The sequence below is a fragment of the Pedobacter ghigonis genome, from assembly GCF_903166585.1.
Classification (GTDB): domain Bacteria; phylum Bacteroidota; class Bacteroidia; order Sphingobacteriales; family Sphingobacteriaceae; genus Pedobacter; species Pedobacter ghigonis.
In genome coordinates this window covers 166,042-191,454 of the sequence record NZ_CAESCM010000009.1, presented here as the reverse complement: position 1 = coordinate 191,454, position 25,413 = coordinate 166,042, and the positions used below count along the sequence as shown (strand labels likewise).

Here is a 25,413-nt window from a genome sequence, read left to right as displayed (position 1 = left end):
AGTAGCTTTAAACATTCAAATTTATTTGTTAGGATTATTTAGACACAGAGTTAACACTTATTCAATAGTTATTAACACCGTGGATAAAGTAAATGTTTTTATTAATGAGAAAAGTAGATTTTCTGGTAATTGGCTCTGGTATAGCGGGTTTGAGTTTTGCGCTTAAGGCTGCAAAATTTGGTAAGGTTTTAATCGTCACCAAATCAAATGAAGACGAATCGAACACAAAATACGCGCAAGGCGGTGTAGCTGTTGTTGTGGATAAAGATGATTCTTTTGAAAAACATATAGACGATACACTGATTGCCGGTGATGGATTATGCGATCAAAAAATTGTGGAAATCGTTGTAAAAGAGGGGCCTCAGCGAATTCAGGAGATTATAGATTATGGTATAAACTTCGATAAAGATAACTCTGGTTTTTATGATTTAGCGAAGGAGGGAGGGCACTCAGAGCACCGTGTTTTGCACTATAAAGACATTACAGGTTATGAGATTGAGCGTGTATTATTGAAGGAAATTCATGCCAATCCGAACATAGAGATATTAACACATTACTTCGCACTGGAGTTAATTACCCAGCATCACCTGGGTGAGTTTGTGGATAAACGTACTGAAGATATTAACTGTTATGGTGTATATGCCTTTAACACAGAGCTTAACGATGTGGAAAAGATTGTGGCAAATGTGACTGTAATGGCTTCGGGTGGTGCAGGCCACGTATATTCGGCCACTACAAATCCGGTTATTGCAACAGGAGATGGCATGGCGATGGTGTACCGTGCAAAAGGAAAAGTGAGGAATATGGAATTTATTCAGTTCCATCCAACGGCTTTATACCATCCTGGCGAGTATCCTTCTTTCTTAATTTCGGAGGCTGTACGCGGTTTTGGTGGTGTTTTAAGACGTAAGAACGGTGAAGAGTTTATGCACGAGTACGACGAGCGTAAATCGCTTGCACCGCGCGATATTGTAGCCAGGGCGGTTGATAATGAAATGAAGAAATCGGGCGATGACTTTGTTTACCTGGATATTACCATGCGAAAGAAGGCTGATATTTTGAAGCATTTTCCTAATATCTATGCCAAGTGCTTGTCTATAGGTATAGATATGACTAAAGATTATATCCCGGTTACACCAGCTTCGCATTATATGTGTGGTGGTATATTGGTTGATGAATATGGCCGTTCGTCTATTAAAAATTTATATGCCTGCGGCGAATGTTCTTCAACTGGTTTGCATGGAGCTAACCGATTGGCTTCCAATTCTTTACTTGAAGCTACTGTGTTTGCTCACCGCATTTATCAGGATGCAATAGAGAACTTTAAAAATAATGTAATACCGGAGAATATACCTGAATGGGATTCGAAAGGTGTAACGCAAAGCAATGAAGATGTTTTGGTTACGCACAACTTAAGGGAATTGCAAAAAGTAATGGGTGATTATGTGGGTATTGTGCGTTCCGACTTCCGTTTGGAAAGGGCACACCGTCGCTTATTTTTAATTTACCAGGAAACTGAAGAATTTTACAAAAAGAATAAGGTATCGGTTAAGTTGTGTGAGTTGCGAAATGTAATTCAAACTGCTTACCTGGTTATAAAATCGGCTATGCAACGTAAAGAAAGCAGGGGCTTGCATTTTACAACAGATTATCCTGAACATGCGAAGGAATTAACAGACACTATTTTTTAATTTATTCGTCATGCTGAACTCGTTTCAGCATCTCTTATTTTATTAACCATTATCATTTTAATTGCCTTAAACTTATTTAAGGTAATGTAAAAATCGAAATTAACAAACATACTACAATGCCTTTAATATTACCAGTAAAAGATAAATACCCGCAAATTGGAGCAGATAATTTTATTGCAGAAAACGCCACTATAGTTGGCGATGTAGCAATCGGCGATAAATGTTCTGTTTGGTTTAATGCCGTGATTAGAGGCGATGTAAATGCGATTACAATTGGTAACGAAACCAACATCCAGGATGGAGCTGTAATTCATGCTACTTATTTAAAAGCATCTACACATATCGGAAACCGCGTTTCGGTAGGGCATAATGCTATTGTACATGGTTGTACCGTACAGGATCACGTTTTAATAGGCATGGGTGCAATTGTAATGGACCATGCTGTAATTGAGGAGTATTGTATCATTGCTGCTGGTGCTGTTGTACTGGAGAATACAATATGCGAGAACGGACATTTATATGCCGGTACACCTGCAAAAAAAATAAAGCCCATTACCGAAGAGCAAAGGGCTTTATTAAATAAGTTACCAGATAATTATATCATGTATTCGGGTTGGTTTAACTCCTGATATACGTCATTTCGAGCGGAGTGCAACGGAGTATAGAAATCTATTAGTTTAGTTAATAGATTTCTCCGCTACGGTCGAAATGACGGGTTCTTCTGTGATGAGAATATACTTTTAAGGCCCTTTAGGTGGTGCAGGTATCACCAAAGGATCTTCACGCTCCCAATTGGGTTTTAAATCCATTAATGCCTTTAAATACCATACTTTTTCGGGCTGAAAACCTTCTTTTACGTTCCCGGTGTCCCAGATTCCATTCTTATTGTCATCGTAAATTACCCTGATCATGTATTTGCCGGCAGGGTATTTAGAAAAGATAATTTTCTCATTCTTACCTACTGGAAATGATTTGATAATATCTTTTTTCTCGTTTAGAAATTGAACAACGTAACGTTTACTGGTATCGGGCACAGTAACGTTAAGCACTAGTGTGGTATAAGCATCTGCACTTTCAAGACTAAAGCGCTTGTTTATTTCTTTATTTTTAGCATTAAAGATGGCTGTAAATGCACCTGCTCCTAATTTTAAGTCGTAAGTCTTTTTAATCTTCCAGGGGTATTTAATGTAGTATTTAAGAAAGTCTACACTGTCTTTAATTACTTCAAAATTATTCCGTTTTACAGAGTCTTCGAGTAAGATTATTTTAATTGGATCGGCTCCTGTTACCGGAAATGGAAAGGTAAGGGTAAGTTGCTGGTATGGGTTCAGTTTACCACCTGAGAGGTTATCGCTAATCGTTACATCACGTGTGTAGGTATCTTTCTTGCCTTTCGTAAAATTTAAGGTTTGTAATAATTTCCCTTGATCGTTAATGGCCACTTTCACCGAATCGAAACTCATATCATTGAGCCATATTTTAGTTGTATCGTTAGTTTTATTGAAAAAAACTTTCTTACCTGCATCGAGTGCAGCTGGCTCTGTAACCGTTATTTTAGGGCTTTTAAGCTGCTGATTGAAGGTGATGAGTATGCTACCATCATTATTGAGTTTTCGCTCTAAAACGCGAAATTCGGGGGCTAATTCTTTAAATATCTGTAAATCTATATTTTCCAGATTTTTATCAATTACAATGGGTTCTTTTACAAAACCAACTTCATCCGAAATTTGCTGGTATATTTTATCGCCGCCACCACTGTTTTCTTTAAGTGCATAAACCTTATAAGTACCTTTGCGGAGGTTATTTAATTTATAGGTTCCCGCACTATCGGTAGTGGTATAAATAGACGGACGTTTCTTTCCAAAAAGGGTATCGCGTTCGATCGGGAGAATAAAAACCGTTACATCTTTTTCAGGTTCGTCGCTAAGTGAATTAATTACTTTACCACTTACTGAAAGCGAATCGATTTCAGGGCCCGTAGAAAAAACATATGATAAATTTTTAACCACGTTTCCTTCATTTACATCGGCTACCGATTTTCCAAAATTTAAAGTATAGGTCGTATTTTTTTCTAAAGAATCCTGAAGATTAATTTCTAACCTTTTTCCGCGCTTTTTCAGTTCGGGTGCTTTTTCCTGATCGGGAGAAATTGAAAATTCTTTGAATTCATCTTTCAGGTTAAAATATTCGTCGAACTCGATGACGATTTTTTTAGCATTAAAATTTCTCGTCTGATTTTTTGGAGTCATACTTAAAACTTTTGGCGGCGTAGTATCTTTTGGTCCACCCTGAGGTGTTTGTATACTTGCACAACTAAAAATTAGGAGCAAGGTGGATATAACCGCTAAATTTTTAAGGTTAAAATACTGTTCTTTTAAATTTGGCATATTTTAATCGTTCTGACGGATTTTTATACTTTTTGGAGCTGTGACATTAAAAAAAGTTTTTTATCGCTTATATAGCTTTATTTAAAGTCAATTTTATTTTAGTTAAATTACTGATTATCAATTACTTATTGATATAAACCATTAAAACTGAGATATCTGATGGAGAAACCCCTGAAATCCTCGAAGCCTGACCTAAAGTTCGTGGTTTTATTTTAAATAATTTTTCGCGCGCTTCTTTTGAAATGGAAACAATTTTATTGTAGTCGAAATCTGGCTTAATTTCTTTGTCTTCCATTTTTAGCATTTTGGCTACAATCTCATTTTCCTTTTCAAAATAGCTTTCGTATTTAATTTTAATTTCGGCTTGTTCGATGGTTTCATTATCCAGTGTTTTTGTAGCTTCGGCCAATGGCTTACTTACCTGAATGATATCTTGTAAGCCAACATGTGGTCTTCCAACCAAACTGTGAATTTTTACATTTTGGTTAAGTGCACTCGATCCTAAACTTTCAAGCATCGGATTTGCATCTGCCATTTCAATTCCCTGACTTCTGGTGAATTTTACCAACGCTTCGGCATTGGCTACTTTTTCATTTACCTTAGCTAAACGCTCATCTGAAATTAAACCAAGCTCATGGCCGATAGGAGACAGGCGAATATCAGCATTGTCTTGTCTCAATAACAAACGATGTTCTGCCCTTGAGGTAAACATACGATATGGTTCTTCAGTTCCTTTTGTAACCAGGTCATCTATTAAAACACCAATATAACTTTCTGATCTTTTCATAATCAGTTCGTGTTTATCGGTAATTTTTTGATGTGCATTTATACCAGCCATGAAACCTTGACAAGCTGCTTCTTCATATCCGGTAGTTCCATTTATCTGTCCGGCTAAAAATAAATTGCTGATCAATTTAGTTTCTAAGGTTAAAGATAATTGAGTAGGTGGGAAGAAATCGTATTCGATGGCATAACCAGGTCTGAACATTTTGGCCTGCTCAAAACCTGGAATTAATCTTAATGCTTTAAATTGTACATCTTCCGGAAGTGAGGTTGAAAATCCATTTACATAAATTTCGCAGGTGTTCCATCCTTCAGGTTCAACAAAAATCTGGTGTCTGTCACGCTCTGCAAATCTGTTAATTTTATCTTCAATTGATGGACAATACCTCGGGCCTAAACCTTTAATCCGACCAGTAAACATAGGAGATTTTTCGAAACCTTCTTTTAAAGTTTCGTGTACATCGCTATTGGTATAGGTAATCCAGCAGCAGCGTTGGTCGCTTGAAACTTCAGTATCGGTGTAAGAAAACTTGCCTGGATTTTCATCTCCCCACTGCTCTTCCATTTTAGTATAGTCTAAGCTTCTACCATCAACACGTGGTGGGGTACCGGTTTTCATACGGCCTGCTTCCATGCCCAATTCTACCAATTGTTCGGTAATTCCGGTTGAAGATTTCTCAGCGGTTCTGCCGCCTCCAAATTTCTTTTCACCAATATGGATAATTCCGTTTAAGAATGTACCATTGGTTAATACCACTGCGGTACTTTCTATTTCAATACCTAAGGATGTTTTAACGCCGTATACGGTGTTATCTTTTACAAGTAAACCAACAACGCTATCTTGCCAGATATCCAGGTTTTTTGTTTTTTCTAAAGCTAAACGCCACTCTTCTGCAAAGCGCATTCTATCTATCTGGGCTCTGGGGCTCCACATAGCCGGACCTTTAGATTTATTAAGCATTCTAAATTGTATGGTTGATTTATCAGATATAATACCTGAATAACCACCCATAGCATCTACCTCACGAACAATCTGTCCTTTGGCAACACCACCCATGGCAGGGTTACAACTCATTTGGGCAATGGTGCCCATGTTCATTGTTATTAATAAAACAGATGATCCTAAGTTGGCAGCAGCAGCGGCAGCTTCGCATCCGGCATGACCTGCACCAACAACAATCAAATCGTATTTTGAAAACATTTTATTTGTATTTTATTAATTGTTCCACGTGAAACAATTCTGTTTTTTACTTTAAAAGGGAAGGAGATATTTTGTTTTTGTTCTCCCTAATATTAATGTTCCACGTGAAACATAACGTGGAAAACTGGTTTGAATTACTTCTTTTATTCTGAAAGCTCCAACCAACGCATGGTGTAATCATCAAGCTTAGCTTGTAGGTTTTCAATCTCTGCTGATACTTCCTGTATTTTAATATAGTCGGTAGCATCGATACTGTTTAAGGTTTGGCTTAGTTTGGCTATTCTACTTTCCATTTCTTCCATTCCTTTTTCGCTTTCTTCTAATTCTTTCTGCTCCTTGAAACTTAATTTTTTTGCAGCTTTAACTGGTGCTTGTTCTATAACCGAAGCTGGTGCTTTTTTAGTTTCTACTTTAGCTTTGGGTTGTTCTAAACTTAAGCGGTACTCTGAATAATTACCATTGTAGATTTTAACTACTCCTTCGCCTTCCATAATGAATAGCTGGTCGCTCATCTTATCGAGCAGGTACCTGTCGTGAGAAACCAACATCAATATGCCGGGGAAGTTTTCCAGGAATTCTTCCAATACATTTAAGGTGTCGATATCCAGATCGTTTGTTGGCTCATCCAAAATCAGGAAGTTTGGATTTTGCATTAATACCTTCATCAGGTTCAAACGTTTCTTTTCACCACCGCTTAACTTCTCAACCATTCCATGTTGTTTCTTTGGGGGGAAGAGAAAAAGGGTAAGCAGGGCAGAAGCAGTGATCACTGAACCGTCAGCCATTTTAATATATTCGGCATCTGATTTTACGATATCAATTACACGTTCTTTCGGATCGAAAGTTAAACCGCCTTGTTTATAATATCCGAATACTGTTGTTTCCCCTGTATCAACTTTACCGCCTTCTGGCTTTAAGTTGCTGGTGATAATATTTAAAAGTGTCGATTTTCCTGTTCCATTCTTACCTGCTAAACCAATGCGATCACCTTTTTTAAAGGTGTAGCTAAAATCATTGATAATAGGGCGTCCGTCAAAACTTTGTTTAATGTGCTCCAGTTCAATAATCTTGCCTCCCTGGCGCGACATCTTCATTTTTAGGGTAACATTCTGATTGTCAGTCTTTTTCTTTGTTTTTTCTTCTAAATCATAAAAAGCATCGATCCTGGCCTGAGATTTCGTCGCACGAGCCTGTGGCATGCGCCTCATCCACTCCAATTCTTTCTTTAATAGCTGTTGGTTCTTATGTAAAACCGTTGCATCTAAGGCTTCTCTTTCAGCTTTCTTTTCTAAGAAGTAAGCATAGTTTCCGCTGTAGTTGAAAATTTTTCCACGGTCTAACTCAACAATGGTATTACAAACATTATCTAAAAAGTACCTGTCGTGCGTTACCAAAAGAATGGTTTTCTGTGCGGTAGTTAAAAGTTTTTCTAACCACTCAATGGTATCAATATCCAAATGGTTCGTTGGCTCATCGAGTACTAAAATCTCAGGGTCTTCAATTAAAAGTTTAGCCAAAGCCAAACGTTTCTTTTGTCCTCCCGATAGGGTAGCAATTTTTTGTTGAAGATGGGTAATGCCCATCCGGTTCAGAATGGTTTTTATCTCATGCTCATATTCCCAGGCATTATGCTCACTCAACTCTTCGTATAAACGGTTAAGTGTTTTTTCGTCTGGGTTCGGGTTTTCAATTAACTCTTCATACTCTTTAATGAGCTGTTGCTGCTTATTTTCCAAAGAAAATATATGATCGCTAATAGAAAAACCTTCGGTAAACTGGGGTTCCTGATCTAAGAAGCCAATTTTTACAGCTTTATTTTTTACAATTTTACCTTCAAGCGGAGGAAACCTTTCGGCAAGTAATTTCAATAATGTACTCTTACCTGCGCCATTAATACCAACCAACGCTACGCGCTGTCCGGAGTTAATACCCAGGGTTAAATTTTTAAATAACCACTCGTCATGATAACCATGTCCTAAGCCTTCTGCCGCAATTAGTGTGCTCAATTTTTTTGTATTTCGGATTTATAAAAGAAAATTAGTGCAAAGGTAAGTATAAATTACTTGCAACGGCATATTCATGTTTCAAAGCTATTCTGTATCAGTTAAAAATGGCAGAAGATTGATGGATTTATGTGTCGGCAGGATAGTCTTTTGAAGCTTATAAAAAGAAAACAGCGGTAGGAATCGCTCCACCGCTGCTTCAATCATTAACTAAAACTAAACTTTATCTTGCATGATATATCGCAAATGCCCCGGCATATCAATTATAATCTTTTCTGATGGCATTCATAAGGGTAAACCAGTTATTGCCATTTCTATAGATAAGACTGCCGAACAGATAAAAAGTTGCAGGGAGATTGGATGTATTATACCAGTAAAGACTAATTATCGACGAACGGTCGTAACTTTTAGACGAACGCCAGCCAAGCAGGAGAGTGTTCTAAAGTAATTAGGATAATGGAATAGGCAGAACAAAAGAAATATCTCTTTTGCGAGGTTTAATGAGAAAAACTTTATGTGATTCTTTGTTTCACTCAGAATGACGCCCTAGATAAGGCCTGACTCGGCTCTGTAACTTAAATGTTCATCCTCTTTTTGGGTCATAAGGGCCTTAGCTGTCTTTCCTTTGTCTTTATAGCCCAATAAATGCAAGGTTCCGTGTATCATGATGCGGCAAACCTCATCAAATTCATTGGTTTTGAAAGTAAGTGCATTCTCTTTAACACGTTCGATACTGATGAAAATATCACTAACAATTAATTTTTCTTTGTCAGAATTATCGAAAGTGATAATGTCCGTGTAGGTATCGTGGTTAAGATATTGCTGGTTAATGCCCAGCAAATATTCATCACTACAGAAAATAAAATTAAGCTCACCCAATTTAAAACCTTCTTTTTCGATACTGGCTTTAAGCCATTTCTTCATTTTAAGTTTTTGCGGGAGGTTATAAGTTACTGATTCTGTAAAAAACGATATTGCAGGCATGTGGTGTGTGTTATGGTTGCAAATTTAGTAATATTAAAGAATTCGTTGCCCCGTCTCTATTTTATTTAAGAGATGCTGAAATAAATCCGATAGCTATCGGATCAGCAAGACGAATAAATTGAACTATTGTACCAAATTCAACGATTTTAAATACTCGGCTATTTTATTTTTGTAGTAATAATTTAAAGCAGGAGGTAATTTTTGCAGCATGTCGTTTCCATTCTGCTGTTGTTTCTGGTAATCTTTAAGCATTTTCTGATACGAAGGGGGGAACTCCTTAGCGGCCTTACTTTCGCGTTTCGAATCTTCTTCCTGATCGCGTTCGGCCTTTTCTGCTTCCAATAGCTTAGTAAGCAGCTCTTTTTGCCTGTTTAAGGTTTCCTGTTGCAATCGTTTATTTACCAGATCACTCTCGGTTTGTTTCATTTCCTTAATGGCTTCGTTTAGGTTACCGATTTTACCCGTACCATTCTTATTCTCTTCGCGGTTTATCTTTTCCAATGCCTGGCGAATCATTTGCTGCTGCTGGGCCATTTTACCAAACTCCTGGCTCATTGGACCCTTGCCAACTGTACCTTGATTACCGCCCTGTTTCTGCATCTGCTCTCGTGCCTTCTGCATGTTTTTATTTAGCTGTTCCTGCATTTGTGAAAGCTGTTTCATGCCTTGTTTCTGTTTTTTACCACTACCGCCACCTTTGCTGTTTTTCTGCATGTTTTGCAGCTGGTTTAGGGCTTCGCTTAACATGAGGGTAAGGTTATTGATAGAAGTCATGGTAAACTGCTGAAAACGATTGGCCTCAGCTGTTCTTCTATCTCCCAGGCTTTCTAAACTCTTATCGAGGTTAAAGTTAATTTTATTCATTTCATCATTAACCGTCGATTCTATTTGTGGAACACGCTTGCTTAAGCTGTAAAGGCTATCGGCAATGGTTTTAAGGTTATCTTTAATGCTACGTTGCTTTTGTACATTACTGGTATAAGCCGGATCAGCAGCAGTCATTTTTTTAAGGGCCAGCATTACTTTTTCCTGATCGAAGGAAGTGGTTAAGAGGTTCTCCAGTAGCCTGCGTAACTCTTTGGCATTCAGATTATTTTCCATCTCTTCGCCTTGTTGCTGCATATCGCTCATTTTTTTCGATAGCTTTTCCATCTGATCGGCCGCTTTCTGCTGTTTCTGGCTGGCATTTTTCGAATCTTTCTTATCTAAGGCATCCTTACTGTCTTGCTGCTCTTTTTGGATGTCCTGTACTTCTTTTTCGGGGTTTTCGAATTGGTTAGGTCTTTCTAGCGATTGGTTTTTTTCTTCCAGCTTTTTCAGATCGTCTTTCAGGTCTTTCATTTCCATATTCAGGGCATCCTGTTTCTGCTTTAAGGTCTCGTTATCCTGCTTTTTATCTTTGGTTTGCTCTGCCAGCTCTTTTTGCTCTTTAGCCAGTTCGTTTAATCGGTTAATATCATTTTGGAGCTGCTGTTCAAATTCAAGCTGTTTATAGAGCTCTAAAATTCTATCCAGCTCATTTTTAAGTGTTTTATTATCCAGCTGCATTTTGGAAAGCTCATTTTGGGTCTGATCTTTATTTTTCTCATTAATCAGATTCTGAAGCTTTTGTAAAAGTTCTTTCGTTTTTTCGTCTAAAACATTATCAAACAGGTCTTTAATCTGTTTTTGTTTTTCCATCAGCTCTTCAGTTTGCTTTTGGTCTTCCTGCTGCTGAATGTTTTTCTCGTTTTGTTCTTTAATCTCTTTTACGGCCTCATCAAGCTGTTTTTGTTTATCCAGGAGGGCTTCAATTTGTTTTTTATCTTCGAACGAAATCTGTTTCTTATCAATCAGACTTTCAGCCACTTTCTTACTTTCCTTTTCGATAGTATTGGCTAAACGGATAGCTGACTGCATTTTTTGTTTAAGGGCCTGACTGTTAGCAATAACCTGCTCTGCAGTTTCTTTTTTGGTAGGCTGTTTAAAGGTTTTGATTTCCGATCGGGTGGTTTTAGCACCATTAACACCATCGTTATCAGCTACTTCGAAATAGTATTCAATTTCCTGTCCGGGTTTGGCAGCAACTGTTTTAATATCCCAGAAAAAAAAGAAACTATTTTCTGTGGCATTGCTCTTGATTGGGATATTTTTAGTCACCGAGCTTACAATCCGGTTGTTTTCTTTAATATTGTATTTGAAACTGAGGCGGCTGAAGCCATAATCATCACTTACCTGGCCATTAAAATACAGCGCTTTGTTACTTACCGAATCGGGTTGCTCTAGTACATTAATGCCCGGAGCCTGATCTTTAATTACGGTAATCTGGTGCGAAAGCGAATCGCGAAGGGTTACAAATTCGTTTTTTGGCGTGATGCTGTATTTCGAATTATTTTTAATGGTGGCACTAAAGGCGGCAACATCATCATCAATTTTAAGTGTGTTTTCGGTTCCGTTTAGCATAAACAGGAGCACACTGCTTTTTTCGGTCTTGAAATTCCAGTTTACTTTCGTGCCTTCGGGTAAAAGTATATCGCCAACATTCGAAATTGTTTCAGCTTTTTTGCCCAGGTAGGATGGGAAAGTAAGGGTGGCAGTTGCATTGAGCAATTCGGGGCGGGGTTTAACCGTAACCGTAAATGTTGAAGAACTAAAACCACCACCTTTAAAAACCAGTTTTTTATCGGCCTGAATATTTTTAATGTGGTAATTGAATCTCGTGGTGCCATCTTTTTCGGCTTTGTAGGTGTTTTTTCCATCTTCTACATATACTTCCGCTGGTAACTGATCGCCGGTTAGCTTAATATTTAGCGTAACATCATCACCCTGTGTAACCGTTAGGTTCTTATTTAAAACGGTAAATGCAAAAGGTGCTTTGGGTGCAATGTATTCATCGTATTTAAAGAAACTGTTCGTGCCTTCGCGTAAAATGGCCGGGGCAATGATACCAATTAAAAGGATAATTGAAAGTGGAACAAACAGGTATTTTAAATATTTACGGTTGTCGTTTATACTTATTGCAGTGTAAAAGGGAACGGGTTTAAGTTCCAGAATTTTTTGATCGATACTGGCCAGGATTAGCTGGTTATTTTCGGGCGATTTTTCTGAAAGGTGGTGGAGTTGTAAAGTGTTGAGCAGTTTATCTTTAATATCAGCAAAATGATCGCCGATAATTACCGATGCTTCATCAAAAGATAAGTGTTTTCCCAGTTTTAGCATCGATAGGAGTGGTTTCAGAATTAAAAAACCAATTAACACCAAACTGGTAAGCAGGTAGGCAAAGAAAACAAAAGTTTTAAAACCTGCCCCGGGATTTAAATAATACAGGCTTAAAAACACGAGCAAATAGAGCCCTAAAAGTATAGCCGCAACGTAGATACTACCGCGTAAAATCTTATTCAAATAAAATTTGCGGATAAACTCGTCTATCTTCCTTAATAAGTCGTTGTAGTTATTGCTCACCATATCACTGTAAATGTAAAAATAGTTACAATCAATTGAAAGTAAAGCTTGTTAAGGTAACGCCTTTATTTCAAATAGTTTATCATTTGATTGATAATTGAGGTTAGTGCGAAAAGTTGCAGCTGTTTATTTGGAAAACAATGTATGGTGTTTTATGGCGGTTTTCAGCTCCGCTTTTGCTTAAACAAAAGCTGAAAAGGCTTTTGGTTTCCGCGTCAATCGGGTTTATTTAACAAAGCATTAGGTTTTTGGCGGTAACTATGCTGCCAGAGCTTTAAGCTTGCAGCCGAATTAATTTAAAATCTTTATCTTGTTTTTATTAATACAAAGGTTACATAGATTTTAAACGGTTATTCCCATAAAAATCTACTTTTGATTTTTGTATAATCATAACAAACATGAAACAAGTATTTATTTCTGCACTGATGTTGTTCATTTTTACTGCTTCTTTTGCCCAAAAGTTTAACTGGAACAAAAACCAGGTAATTGCACACAGGGGCGCATGGAAAAAGAATAATTTTCCTCAAAATTCAATCGCATCTCTAAACGAAGCTGTAAAATTGGGTTGTTATGGTTCTGAATTCGATGTATGGATGACAGCTGATAATATTTTAGTTGTAAATCACGACCCCGAATTTCAGGGGTTAACTATCGAGAAGGTAAATTATGCAGATTTGCTCACTAAAACGATGAGTAATGGAGAGAAGATCCCCACTTTAGAAGCTTATTTGCTTGCGGGTAAAAAACAAAAAACAACCAAACTCATTCTGGAGATAAAACCATCGTTAATTAGTAAAGAGCGCGGAATCGAAGTAACGAATAAGTGCGTGGAGATGGTTCAAAAGTTAAAAGTGATTGAATGGACAGAATATATCAGCTTCGATTACGATTACTGCAAGCGCATTTTGGCGCTGTTACCAAAGGCAAAAGTAGCCTACCTGAAAGGAGATATTAGTGCCGAACAAATGAAAGCCGACAAATTAACCGGGGTAGATTATCACTACAGCGTGTACCAGAAAGACAACTGGATAGAAAATGCACAAAAACTCGGACTTACTGTAAACGCCTGGACGGTTAATACTGTACCGGAGATGCAATGGCTGCTGGCATATCAGGTTGAATACATAACTACTAACGAACCCGAATTACTTTTCGAAGAAATAAAAAAGACACCTTTGGTTAGTGGTTGGAAATTAAAATGGAGCGATGAATTTAATGATGCAGGCCTGGCCTTAAGCAAGAACTGGAGTTACGATGTAGGGGGTAAAGGCTGGGGAAATAATGAATTGCAATATTATACCGACGCTGATAGTACGAATGCAGTAGTTAAAAAAGGCAATCTGAATATTACAGCTGTAAAAGCCGATAAAGAAAACAATCATTATACATCGGCGAGGCTGGTAACCAAAAACAAATTCGATTTTAAATATGGCAGGGTAGAAGTAAGGGCCATGTTACCGAAGGGGCGGGGCTTATGGCCTGCAATTTGGGCGCTACCTACCAACGCTAAATATGGCGGCTGGCCAAAAAGCGGCGAAATCGATATTATGGAACATGTAGGTTATGATCCCGACAGTGTGCATGGTACCGTGCATACGGAGAAGTTTAACCACATCATTAAAACACAGGTTGGTAAAGCTTTAAAAGTAGCCAACCCATACACAGCCTACCATGTTTATGCCATCGAGTGGTTTGCCGATAGGATCGACTTTTTTATCGACGACGAAAAATACCTCACCTTTAACAATACCAAAAAAGGTCCAGGCGATTGGCCCTTCGACCAGAATTTCCATATTATCTTAAATGTAGCCGTTGGCGGTGGCTGGGGCGGAAAAAAAGGAGTAGACGATACTATTTTTCCCGCAACCATGAAGGTTGATTATGTAAGGGTTTACCAAAAATAATGTAAGATGGTGTAGGTATGATGGAAGATGGTTTGGTTCATTGGTAACTGCCAGCTGAAAATTGTTCCATTGCCTGGGTTAACTGGTTAACCGAATACTGTTAACTGAAAACTGCGTTGAGATGAGCCCCTTACTCGACTTGTACTCTAATTAAGGACTTCGGAAAGAAAATTGGTAAACTGAAAATTACAAACTGCTATCTGAAAATTGCCAACTGAAAACGATAACTTGCGATATCTAAGCTATATTGTATAATTTATGGACTCACGTAGAGAATTTCTAAAAAAAGCGGCCTTGTTTGCCGGAGCCACTGGCATGGCCAATACCCTGCCCAGTTCGGTACTAAAAGCCATGGCCATTAACCCCGAGCCTGGCACTACATTTTACGATGCCGAACACATTGTTTTCCTGATGCAGGAGAACAGGTCGTTTGATCACATGTTTGGTAAAATGAAAGGTGTACGCGGATTTAACGATCCACATCCACACATTCAGCCCGATGGCAACAAAGTTTGGCTGCAGAAAGACGGGCAAGGTTACACTTATGCGCCTTTTCATGTCGACATTAACAAAACAAAAATTACCTGGCAAGGTGGTTTGCCACACTCCTGGAACGATCAGGTAGCAGCACGCAACGGCGGACGTTACGATAAATGGCTGCCTGTTAAAACGCCAATGACTTTGGCTTACTACGATCGGAACGATATTCCTTTCTATTATGCTATGGCCGATGCTTTTACCATTTGTGATCAGCATTTCTGTTCGTCGTTAACCGGAACCACGCCAAACCGGCTCTTCTTTTTTACCGGTACAATTCGTGGCGAAAAAAGTGCAAACCGGGTTGCTGTAGTGAATAACGATCAGGCAGAATCGCAAAACAATGTGTTTGTAGATTGGCCAACTTTTCAGGAAACACTGGAAGATAATGGTATCGACTGGCGTATTTATCAGAACGAACTCTGGACATCTAAGTTACCCGAAGGTGAGATAGATGATTGGTTGGGAAATTATGGAGATAACCCAGTTGAATATATTAGCAGGCATAACGTAAAATTATCGGCTTATTTTAGAAAAAATGGTGATAATACCGTTAAACCAGCGCTAACTGCTAAAGAAGTTCAGGAGAAATATGATAAACTTTCTCAAAAGGAAAAGAACCTGGTAGACAAAGCTTTTACGACCAATATTTCTCAAAAAGACTACCTGGAACTTGAGCCTTTTACCTTTAAAAACGATCAGGGGCAATCTGAAACTATTAATATTCCGAAAGGAGATATTTTTCACCAGTTCAGAAAGGATGTTGATACAGGTAAACTGCCTGCTGTTTCGTGGTTGGTGGCACCACAGCGCTTTTCCGATCATACCAGTTCGCCATTGTATGGTACCTGGTACGTAAGTGAGGCTTTAGATATTTTAACCAAAAACCCTGAGGTTTGGAAAAAAACGATCTTCATTTTAACATACGATGAAAATGATGGTTATTTCGATCATCAGCCACCATTTGTTGTACCAACTCCTAACGATCCTTCAACCGGAAAAGTTTCAGCAGGTATAAACTATGCCACTGATTTCGAAGCCAGAAAGGGAAGTCCTATTGGTTTGGGTTACCGCGTTCCACTGGTGGTGGCCTCGCCGTGGAGCAAAGGCGGCTTTGTAAATTCGCAGGTTTTCGATCATACTTCTTCGATAATGTTTATGGAAAAATGGCTTGCCAAAAAAACAGGTAAGGCTATAAAAAGCAATAACATTAGCGATTGGCGCAGAAACATCTGTGGCGATTTAACTTCGGTATTCAGGCCATATAACGGTGAGAAAATTCATTCTCCTGATCCACTAAAAAGGGAGGCCGTAGTAACCAACATTGGGAATGCCAGAAACAAGCCCGCACAGGTTGGACCAACAGCATTGAATAAGACAGAAGTGGCTAAAATCAATAAATTTGAGTCCTTTTCACGTGAAACATCGAGCCATGCACCACGTCAGGAAAGTGGGGCTAAGCCCGCTTGCGCATTGCCTTACCATTTAATGGTCGATGCAGCGCTAAATAATAACACTTTAGAATTAACTTTTCAATCGGCAAAAACTTTGTTTGGCAATGCTACCGAAACTGTTGGTGCACCCTTTAACATGAATACCATTGCCAAATTTAAAGGGGTTGCAGGTAAAACCTGGGCTTACGCGGTAAAAGCTGGCGATGTTTTAAAAGACAGCATTGATATCGCTGATTTCGATAACGAAATTTACGATTTGGCGATAAGTGGTCCGAATGGTTTTTACAGGAGCTTTGCTGGTAGTAAGAAAAATCCTGCCATTGCAGTAAAGGTATATCCCGAACAAAATGGCCTGGTAACTAAAAAGCTGAGCGGTAATCTGGTAATCTCTATAGAGAACAAAAGTACGGCCGCAATAACTATTCAAATTATCGATAATAAATACAAATCGGCACCTAAAACTTTAACACTTAAGCCTAAAGCAAGTAGTAATGTAGTTTTAAATCAGGCAAAAAGTGCAAATTGGTACGATTACAGTGTTGTACAGGCAGGTAATCCGGTGTTTAAACATCGGTACGCCGGAAAAATAGAAACCGGCGAAATTACCCAAACCGACCCTTACATGGGGAACGTATAAAATATCCCCCAAAAAGGGGGATCGCTTTTGAAAGAAATTATGCTTATTTTGTATTACATGTACAGTAAACTGTCTATAATCAAGGTAAATTTCATAATTTCTTTCATTTTGCTTTTTAGCTTAAAGCTATCTGCCCAAAGCTATAACTTTACAAATTACAGTCTAAAAGATGGCCTGCCGCAATCGCAGGTGATGGTAATTTATCAGGCAAAAGACAGAACGCTTTGGCTTGGAACTTTTGGCGGGGTAAGTAATTTTGATGGTAAAGAATTTATCTCATACAGCAAAGCAGAAGGACTGGGCTCGAACTCGGTAAACAGCATTGTTGAGGATAATCAGGGACAGATGCTTTTTGGTACCGAAAGAGGTATCAATATCTTAAAAAAAGGTAAAATAAGCACTTTATACTCAGGACAGGTAGTTACCCATTTACTTAAAGATAAAAAAGGAGCAATCTGGGGGCTAACCGAGCACCAGCTTTTTAAAGTCGAGAAAGGAAAGCTTGTCTTTTATCCCTTCAAGAACCGAAAGGTAAGCACCATAAAAGCAGATCGGCACGGCGATTTATATGCTTTAGTTTCAGGAGATGGCATTTATAAACTTAGTGGCGATACATGGGCTATTAACCAGGTATTACCATACGAGATACAGGCCTTTGCCATCAGAGAAATCCTTTTTGATAAAAAGATTGATAACAAAATCTATTTGCTGACCTATCAAAAGGGGGTTTACGTACTCGAAAACGGTGCGACCAGACTCTTTTTCCAAAATCCTGATATAGATACTTACTATTCTTTAGAGCAGGATAACAAAGGAAATATGTGGGTTGGCAGTGAAAGGGGAGCTTATCTTATCGGTAAGGATGGCATTATCACCAGGTTTAACGGCGAAAATGGCTTAAGCGATAACCAGGTAGATAAGATTTTCAGCGATGCAGAAAATAACATCTGGATCTCGTGTTTTAGTGATGGGATTTATAAATACGAAGGCGATGCTTTTATACGCTACAATACATTTAAAGGGCAGAATGTTGCTTATCCGATAAGTGGTATAGCCGCTGATAAAAATGATCGTTTATGGATTGGGACCTATAACCGAGGCCTTTTTAAGTACGATGGTAACGAGGTAGAGGAGATCAATTTGCCTGATTTTATGGGCAAAAAAATATACTTTGTATATGCCGATAAAGCCAAAAACGTATGGATTTCGGTGTATAATAATGGTGTTTGGAAGTATAATGGAAAACAGTTCATCCAGATATTAAAACCCGATCGTTTTGACAATAGCTCCATCGTTGAAGATCTGGAAGGTGGAATCTGGATCAACGGCCCCATGACATCAACTTATTTGAAAGATGGCAAAACAGAGAAAATAACCGGTTTTGATGGCTATTCTTCATGCATTTACCCGCTAAGCAAGGATAGCATATTGCTGGGTACATCGAAAGGTCTTACCTTAATCAGGAACAAAAAGGTAGATCGTTCATTTAAAATTAAGCAGCTTGACAATGTATATGTTTTAAGCATGATTAAGCATGGCGATAATATAATTTTTGCTACGCTTGGTGATGGTATTGTAACCTGGAACGTTAAAACAAAAGGCATTAAACGCTATGTTGTGGCCAATGGTTTAAATTCGAACGATATTTACAGTTTGGCAATTGACAACCGCGATAAGCTTTGGGTGGGAACCGGACGAGGGATTAATAAACTCACCTTTAACAAGGCAGAAAATGGTTATACGGTATTTAGAGATCACCCGCTTATTGTAGAGTGCAACCAAAATGCTATTCTCCATTACAAAAACAGCATATTGGTTGGTACAATTACTGGTCTTGTTCGGTGCAAGGTGCTTACCTCTGCTGAGACCAAAAAAAATCCATTCATCCATATTCAGCAGGTAAGTATTTATCACAAAAACGATCGTTCAAAAGATCTTTCGGTTGATCTGAACGGGCGGGGAGATAAATTTTACAAGCTCAACTATAGCCAAAACCACATTTCAATTAGTTTTAAAGGCGTTTACCTCACCAGCCCCGAAAGTGTGCTTTACCGGTATAAACTTGTTGGAGCAGATAACGATTTTAGCAAACCGGTACCCAATACCGAAATTGAATATTCGGCCATCAGGCCCGGAAGTTATACTTTTCAGGTATATGCCATTGCGAACGGACAGCAATCCAATGTCGAGCAATTCAGTTTTACTATTGTGCCGCCATTTTACGATACCATCTGGTTTAAGGTAATCGCATTTTTGGTGCTTATATTTTTAATCTGGCTGATTTTCTACCTGATTTTTAAAACCCGTGAACGGAAAAAATTCCAGATGGAGAAACTGAAGTTAAAGGAGCAGGAAAAAATCAGAAAGCAAACTGCAGAAGATTTTCACGATGATATCGGCAATAAGCTTACGCGGATTAATGTTTTGTCGGAGATTTTGGATAAAAAAGTAGACGGCACACAAAAAGAGCAGAAAGAGCTGATTAAAATGATCAGGGAAAACGCAGGGTTGCTTTACACCGGAACAAAGGATATTCTGTGGGCCTTAGATCCGCATAGTGATAACCTGTTCGAAATATTGGTGCATATCAAAAATTTCGGGATAGATCTTTTCCAAAATACTGGCGTAGAATTTAAAATGGAAGGGGTATTAAGTGAATATCAGAAACTACATTTATCGATGGAGTTTAACCGCAACCTCACGCTTATCTTTAAAGAGATGCTCAATAATGTGCTAAAACATGCCAATGCAAGCCAAGTGCTAATTATGGTAATCGAAACAGATCACAATACCATAAATATCTTAACAACGGATGATGGTGACGGTTTTGACCTGGGATCGGTAGAGCGCGGAAGGGGTTTAAATAATATCCAAACGCGCTGCAAACGCATTAAATCTACCTTCGAAATCTCGTCAATTAAAGGAAAAGGGACCACAACAACAATTTCTACAAGAATTCCTGTTACAAAATGAGGTAAAAAGCATCTAAATAAAAACACCATCCCAAATGAGCCAAAATTTACGAATCGTTTTAATTGAAGACGATGACATTATAAGAATGGGTTACGAATCGTTATTAACCGATGTAACTGAGTTTTCTGTTGTAAATTCTTACACATCCTACGATTTAGCCAAAAAACAGCTGGTTGCCGATCAGCCCGATGTAATCTTACTTGATATCCAGATGCCAGGTACGAACGGATTACAGGCATTACCATTTATAAAAAAAGCACTTCCACATACCCATATTATCATTTTAACCGTTTTTGATTCACCCGAGCTTGTTTTCGAAGCTTTAACAATGGGAGCGGGGGGCTATCTGACTAAAAACTCAAGCGCAGCAAAAATTATAGATGCAGTTAGGGAAGTAAGTACCGGTGGTGGGGCCATGAGTACCAATGTGGCCAGGATAGTGATGCATTCTTTCCAAAAGAACCTTGATTCTCCATTAACCAAGCGCGAAACTGAAATATTAGAACGCATCGCAAACGGATTAACCAAATCACAGATCGCCAACGATTTGTTTATAGACCAGGAAACTGTACGGAGCCACGTCAAAAATATCTACATCAAACTGGATGTAAATTCAAAATCAGACGCGATTAAAACAGCTAAAGAAAAGCGGTTTATTTAATCAATAACACATTTTTGGTAAAAAATAATGCTAAAATCACCCTTTTTGGGTGATCCTTTCGGTTCATTTTCGGTTTAATTTTACATCATACAATTAAACACGCAAATGAGCCAATCTGCAAAATCTTTTTATGTGCAAGTTAAGCAACTAAATGATGCAGAAAGCTACTATGCCAATTGTTTAGGTATGCCTACCGAGGCCACCATGATTTCTGGAAAGGAAAAAGGGCTGCTGGTAAAAGTCGATCAGGATACCCATCTTTTTCTTTCGGAAGAAAAACACCAGAACCAAACCCGTAAAATAATATTAACCAGCGATGATTGCTTAGAAGATTATTGCAGGTTAAAATCGCGAGGTGTGGTTTTTAAAAAAGCACCAGCTTACCTGAGCGAAGGTTTAAGTGTCGAATTTTCTGATCCCTATGGTAACGATTTTACCATTTTGGAGCAACGTAACTACAATGAGGACTAAGCCATGAGATACGTAAAAGAATTAAGCAACAGGAACAAGATTGTAAGTGAAAGCACTTGCGAAGCCTTGTACGAACAGCAGAATGATGCGTATACCATTAAATTCGTTTTTAATGGTGCCGAAACCTGCGAAATCAATAAACGTAAATTCAATATTTACCCCGATACTTTTGCGGTGGTAAATGCAGGGAGCAATTTTAGCAGCAAAATAGATTCTATTAGTCCGGTAAATACATTTGCCGTTTCTTTTGGCGAGCGTTTTATCGCAGATTTTCACCGTAGTTTTTCGTACAGCAATGAAAATTTGCTGGATGGAAAAGAGGCTAACGAAATGCCTGATTTTATGGAATCTTTATACCCTTTCGCTGGCGATATGCGCTTTAACGTGCTGCACCTTAAAAACCAGCTCGATAAAGGTTTAAAAGATGAAATGCTCATCAACGAGTATTTATACCACTGCCTGCTCAACTATTATAAAATTTACGATAAAGAAGTAGTACAGAAACTGGATAAATTAAGCTTTATCAAGACAAAAACCCGTCAGGAGGTTTTAAAAAGGTTAACACTGGCCAAAGAGTACATCAGCAGCAATTACGACCAGAACATTACACTGGAGCAAATTGCAGAACAGGCTTGTTTATCGGTTAACCATTTGCTGCGAACATTTAAAGAAGCGTACGAAATTAGCCCTTATCAGTTTTTAATGCAGCTGAGGTTAAACCGCGCTAAAAAACTATTGCAAACCACTTCTTATTCTTTGAATGAAATAGTGGGTTTGGTTGGGTTCGAATGCCCAAGTTCATTCATCAGGTTATTTAAACATACATTCAATATCACTCCTTTAAAGTATAAGAAGAGTAGGTTGAATTAAAATACAAATAGTGATATCTGCATATTTTGTATATACAGATGAAACTATTTTTGAAGCTCTTGCAGGACAATTTGTAGAAGTTTTTTCCTGTTTAGGTTAATAATGATTAAAAAAGCAAACTGCCAGGATTGGAGTTTGCTTTTTTGCGTTTAATACTGCCGTTTAAGCCAAAATGGTGACTTTCGCATATTTTTGGATTTCTCAACTACCTACATTGCTCATTGATTTGGTTTTGTGCACATCCCCGCTGAAAACTGAAGAACTAATTAATTACTAACTATTTATTTCCAAACATGAAACAAAAATTACTATTGATTTTTATGGTTACGGTTTTGTCTTATTTTAATGCCATTGCGCAAAATAAGACCATAACCGGAAAGGTGGTTGACGCAGACGATGGCTTGCCATTGCCTGGAGTATCCATAAAATTAAAGGGAACCACGCAGGTAACCCAAACCACAGGACAGGGTACTTTCTCTATTTCTGTACCCCAAAATGCAGAAGCATTAATTCTAAGCTACGTTGGTTATACTGAGCAAGAGGTAAAAATAACCGGCCAAACGTTAACTATTCACCTGGTATCATCGGCCAAAAACTTGCAGGATGTAATGGTTATCGGTTACGGAACGGTAAAGAAAGAAAACTTTACGGGATCTGCAGCGGTAGTTAAAGAGGATGTTTTTAAAGATCGTCCGGTTACTTCTTTTGAAAAGGTTTTACAAGGAGCAGCAGCAGGTGTGCAGGTTACCAGCGTATCTGGTCAACCGGGTGCTACTTCTACTGTTAGGATTCGTGGAGTAGGTTCCTTCACGGCTTCGAGTACCCCACTTTATGTAGTAGATGGTATTGCCATTACCAATGGCGATTTAAGTTCTGTTGCACAAACTTCTGATGTGCTTTCTTCTATTAACCCTAACGATATTGCTTCGGTTACTGTATTAAAAGATGCAACTGCAGCAGCTATTTACGGTTCGAGGGCAGCAAATGGTGTGGTATTGATCACAACAAAGCAAGGAAAAGCGGGCCAAACTAAATTGAATTTAAGCTCTAGCACTGGCTATTCTTACCAGGCAGTAGATAAGCACGAGGTAATGGATGCCACGCAGTATTACAAAACATTTTGGGATGTTTATTATGCACAGCGTTTGGCAGCGGGTTTAGCTCCTGATGCTGCAGCTACTGCGGCAAATGGATTAACCATTGGTAAATTGGTGGTAAATCCATACAACACCGCTAATCCTTACGCAGCAAATGGCGTATTGGCTAATGGAGCATCATTGCTTTACGATACTGATTGGCGTGATGAAGTATTACGCAGAGGCGTAACTAAAAATATCGATTTATCAGCTAGCGGCGGTAATGATAGGAGCAAATTCTTTGTTTCAGGTGGTTACTTTGAACAAAATGGTATTGTAATCCGTTCAGATTTTAAACGCTATTCTGGCAAATTTAACTTCAATACCGATGTTACTGATTTCTTAAAAGTTGGTATTAACAACAGTTTGACCCGCACCGAGCAAAACACTCCAGCCGGAAGTACTGGTTCTGATAACCCGGTAAACTTTGCCGATCAAACAGCCAATATTTACCCATTATATGTACGCGATGCAAACGGGAACGTAGTATATGATGCTACCGGAAATCCTGTTTACAACTATGTTAACCCGGTTACACCAGATTTTAACCCCATAGGTTTATCTAAACTGAATGAATACAATACCATAACCAATAGGGTTATCACCAGTCCTTATGCTGAGGTTCGGTTTTTAAAAGATTTTGTTGCTAAAAGTATGGTGGGAGTTGATTACATCAATAACCGCGAGCGTCAGTTCTACAACATGGAGCATGGCGATGGTGTGAGTGTAAAAGGACGTGCATACCGTTATTCAAAAGAGGATGTTACCGTAACGTTTCAAAATACTTTAACCTATAACAAAACTTTCAATCAGCATAATTTCGATGTTTTATTAGGCCAGGAAGCGTACCGTTCAAAACGTGATTATAACTATTCGCAGGTTACAGGATTCCCTTTCCCCGGCACTAATGAGCAAATTGCAGCATCAACGCCTTCGAGAGTAGAGTCTTACTATACCCAACAAAGGTTTGCTTCGTATTTTTCGCGTTTGCAATATAACTACGCAGGTAAGTATTATCTATCTGGAAGTTTAAGAAGAGACGGTTCATCTGTTTTTGGAAACGACAATAAATATGGAACGTTTTATTCTGTTGGTGGTGGATGGCGCATCGGCAGAGAGAATTTCTTAAAAGATGTAAACTGGATTGATGAATTAAAGTTAAGAGCCAGTTATGGTACTTCAGGTAACGACAGAATTGATCGTTATGCAGCACAGGGTTTATATGGCCTTGGCAAAAACTACGAAGGACAATCTGGTATTAACTACGTTCAGCTCGAAAATGTAAATCTGAAATGGGAGCAGAATTCAACTTTAGATATTGGTGTGGAGTTCGCTTTCCTGAAAGGAAAAATTAGTGGTGAAGCCTCGTATTACAAAAGAGGGTCTAAAGGCTTATTGTTTGATCAGCCCCTTACAAGGTTGACTGGTTTTGATAATTTGACTACAAACCTTGCTTCAATGGATAATTACGGTGTAGAAATTTTATTAAACGGAAACCCGGTTAAAACCAAAGATTTCGATTGGAACATCTCCTTTAACATTACTTCAAATAGAAACAAAATCAATGCAATGACCCAAAATGAGGTAATTGATGGTACTAAAAGATGGAAAGTGGGAGCTGACAGATATCAATGGTATTTACGTGATTATGCAGGAGTTGATCCGGCAGATGGCCGACCAATGTGGTATACCGACGAAATTGTAAATGGTCAGGCGACAGGCAACAGAATTACAACAAAAAACTGGTCAACGGCAACACGTTATGATGGTTTAGGTTCTTCGCTACCAAAATTCACAGGAGGTTTTAACAACACTTTTAGATACAGGGAATTTGATTTAAGCGTATTCACTTATTTTTCTACCGGAGCTAAAATTTATGATACCCTATACGGTAACTTAATGCATAGTGGTGGCTCTGTTGGTAAGCAATTATCAATAGATAATTATAACAGCTGGCAAAAACCAGGTGACATAACCGATGTGCCTCGTTTTGTGATCAATAATACTGATTTAGGAAACAGCCAGTCGTCACGTTTCTTATACGATGGATCATTTATGCGTGTTAAAAATATCACATTGGGCTATTCATTAAAGAAAAACTGGTTAGAAACTATCCATTTGTCAAATGTTAGGGTTTATTTAATGGCTGAAAATCCATTTACTTGGGCTAAACATAAAGGTATGGACCCTGAATCAGCCCTTACCGGTTTAACTGATAATGATATTCCAAATGTTAAAACATTTACGTTAGGTCTTAATGTTGGATTTTAATTGATAAAG

Annotated in this window: 14 protein-coding genes; 9 read left to right on the top strand and 5 right to left on the bottom strand. The window is 38.4% G+C overall.

Going from position 1 to position 25,413, the window contains the following annotated elements; genetic code table 11:
- The first annotated feature begins 104 nt into the window (after positions 1 to 104).
- Together nadB and HWV58_RS14445 are read left to right on the top strand one after the other, a co-directional pair.
- Positions 105 to 1,691 carry an L-aspartate oxidase gene (gene nadB / locus HWV58_RS14450; protein ID WP_175634781.1) on the top strand — a complete coding sequence of 529 codons (1,587 nt, stop codon included), beginning with the start codon at positions 105 to 107 and terminating at the stop codon, positions 1,689 to 1,691.
- Positions 1,692 to 1,807: 116 nt separating this feature from the next.
- Positions 1,808 to 2,320: a gamma carbonic anhydrase family protein gene (locus HWV58_RS14445; protein WP_175634780.1), complete on the top strand. Its 513-nt coding sequence runs from the start codon at positions 1,808 to 1,810 to the stop codon at positions 2,318 to 2,320.
- Positions 2,321 to 2,431: 111 nt separating this feature from the next.
- Here HWV58_RS14445 and HWV58_RS14440 read toward each other — a convergent pair whose 3' ends face one another.
- The 5 genes from HWV58_RS14440 to HWV58_RS14420 form a co-directional block, all read right to left on the bottom strand.
- Positions 2,432 to 4,078 carry an Ig-like domain-containing protein gene (locus tag HWV58_RS14440; protein ID WP_175634779.1) on the bottom strand — a complete coding sequence of 549 codons (1,647 nt, stop codon included), beginning with the start codon at positions 4,076 to 4,078 and terminating at the stop codon, positions 2,432 to 2,434.
- A 121-nt stretch (positions 4,079 to 4,199) separates the two neighbouring features.
- Positions 4,200 to 6,062 carry a tRNA uridine-5-carboxymethylaminomethyl(34) synthesis enzyme MnmG gene (gene mnmG / locus HWV58_RS14435; protein WP_175634778.1) on the bottom strand — a complete coding sequence of 621 codons (1,863 nt, stop codon included), beginning with the start codon at positions 6,060 to 6,062 and terminating at the stop codon, positions 4,200 to 4,202.
- Between the two features lie 143 nt (positions 6,063 to 6,205).
- Positions 6,206 to 8,068 (bottom strand): ABC-F family ATP-binding cassette domain-containing protein, encoded by a 1,863-nt coding sequence (locus tag HWV58_RS14430; protein ID WP_175634777.1) that lies wholly within the window; start codon positions 8,066 to 8,068, stop codon positions 6,206 to 6,208.
- Positions 8,069 to 8,611: 543 nt separating this feature from the next.
- Positions 8,612 to 9,049, bottom strand: coding sequence for an rRNA maturation RNase YbeY (gene ybeY / locus HWV58_RS14425; protein WP_175634776.1), 438 nt, complete (start codon positions 9,047 to 9,049; stop codon positions 8,612 to 8,614).
- 123 nt (positions 9,050 to 9,172) lie between these two features.
- Complete coding sequence (locus HWV58_RS14420; RefSeq protein ID WP_175634775.1) at positions 9,173 to 12,493, bottom strand: DUF4175 family protein; 3,321 nt, start codon at positions 12,491 to 12,493, stop codon at positions 9,173 to 9,175.
- 395 nt (positions 12,494 to 12,888) lie between these two features.
- On the opposite strand from HWV58_RS14420, the gene HWV58_RS14415 reads away from it, so the two are divergent.
- The 7 genes from HWV58_RS14415 (at position 12,889) to HWV58_RS14385 (ending at position 25,404) form a co-directional block, all read left to right on the top strand.
- Positions 12,889 to 14,394, top strand: a complete 1,506-nt coding sequence (locus HWV58_RS14415; protein WP_175634774.1) for a glycerophosphodiester phosphodiesterase family protein — start codon at positions 12,889 to 12,891, stop codon at positions 14,392 to 14,394.
- Between the two features lie 258 nt (positions 14,395 to 14,652).
- Positions 14,653 to 17,022: a phosphocholine-specific phospholipase C gene (locus HWV58_RS14410; protein WP_175634773.1), complete on the top strand. Its 2,370-nt coding sequence runs from the start codon at positions 14,653 to 14,655 to the stop codon at positions 17,020 to 17,022.
- 57 nt (positions 17,023 to 17,079) lie between these two features.
- Positions 17,080 to 19,995 (top strand): ligand-binding sensor domain-containing protein, encoded by a 2,916-nt coding sequence (locus HWV58_RS14405; protein WP_175634772.1) that lies wholly within the window; start codon positions 17,080 to 17,082, stop codon positions 19,993 to 19,995.
- Between the two features lie 34 nt (positions 19,996 to 20,029).
- Positions 20,030 to 20,656: a response regulator transcription factor gene (locus HWV58_RS14400; RefSeq protein WP_175634771.1), complete on the top strand. Its 627-nt coding sequence runs from the start codon at positions 20,030 to 20,032 to the stop codon at positions 20,654 to 20,656.
- 105 nt (positions 20,657 to 20,761) lie between these two features.
- Positions 20,762 to 21,127, top strand: coding sequence for a VOC family protein (locus HWV58_RS14395; protein ID WP_175634770.1), 366 nt, complete (start codon positions 20,762 to 20,764; stop codon positions 21,125 to 21,127).
- A 3-nt stretch (positions 21,128 to 21,130) separates the two neighbouring features.
- Positions 21,131 to 21,997 carry a helix-turn-helix transcriptional regulator gene (locus tag HWV58_RS14390; RefSeq protein WP_175634769.1) on the top strand — a complete coding sequence of 289 codons (867 nt, stop codon included), beginning with the start codon at positions 21,131 to 21,133 and terminating at the stop codon, positions 21,995 to 21,997.
- Between the two features lie 293 nt (positions 21,998 to 22,290).
- The gene (locus HWV58_RS14385) at positions 22,291 to 25,404 is read left to right on the top strand and encodes a SusC/RagA family TonB-linked outer membrane protein (protein WP_175634768.1); all 3,114 of its coding nucleotides are present in this window, start codon (positions 22,291 to 22,293) and stop codon (positions 25,402 to 25,404) included.
- Positions 25,405 to 25,413: the final 9 nt, after the last annotated feature.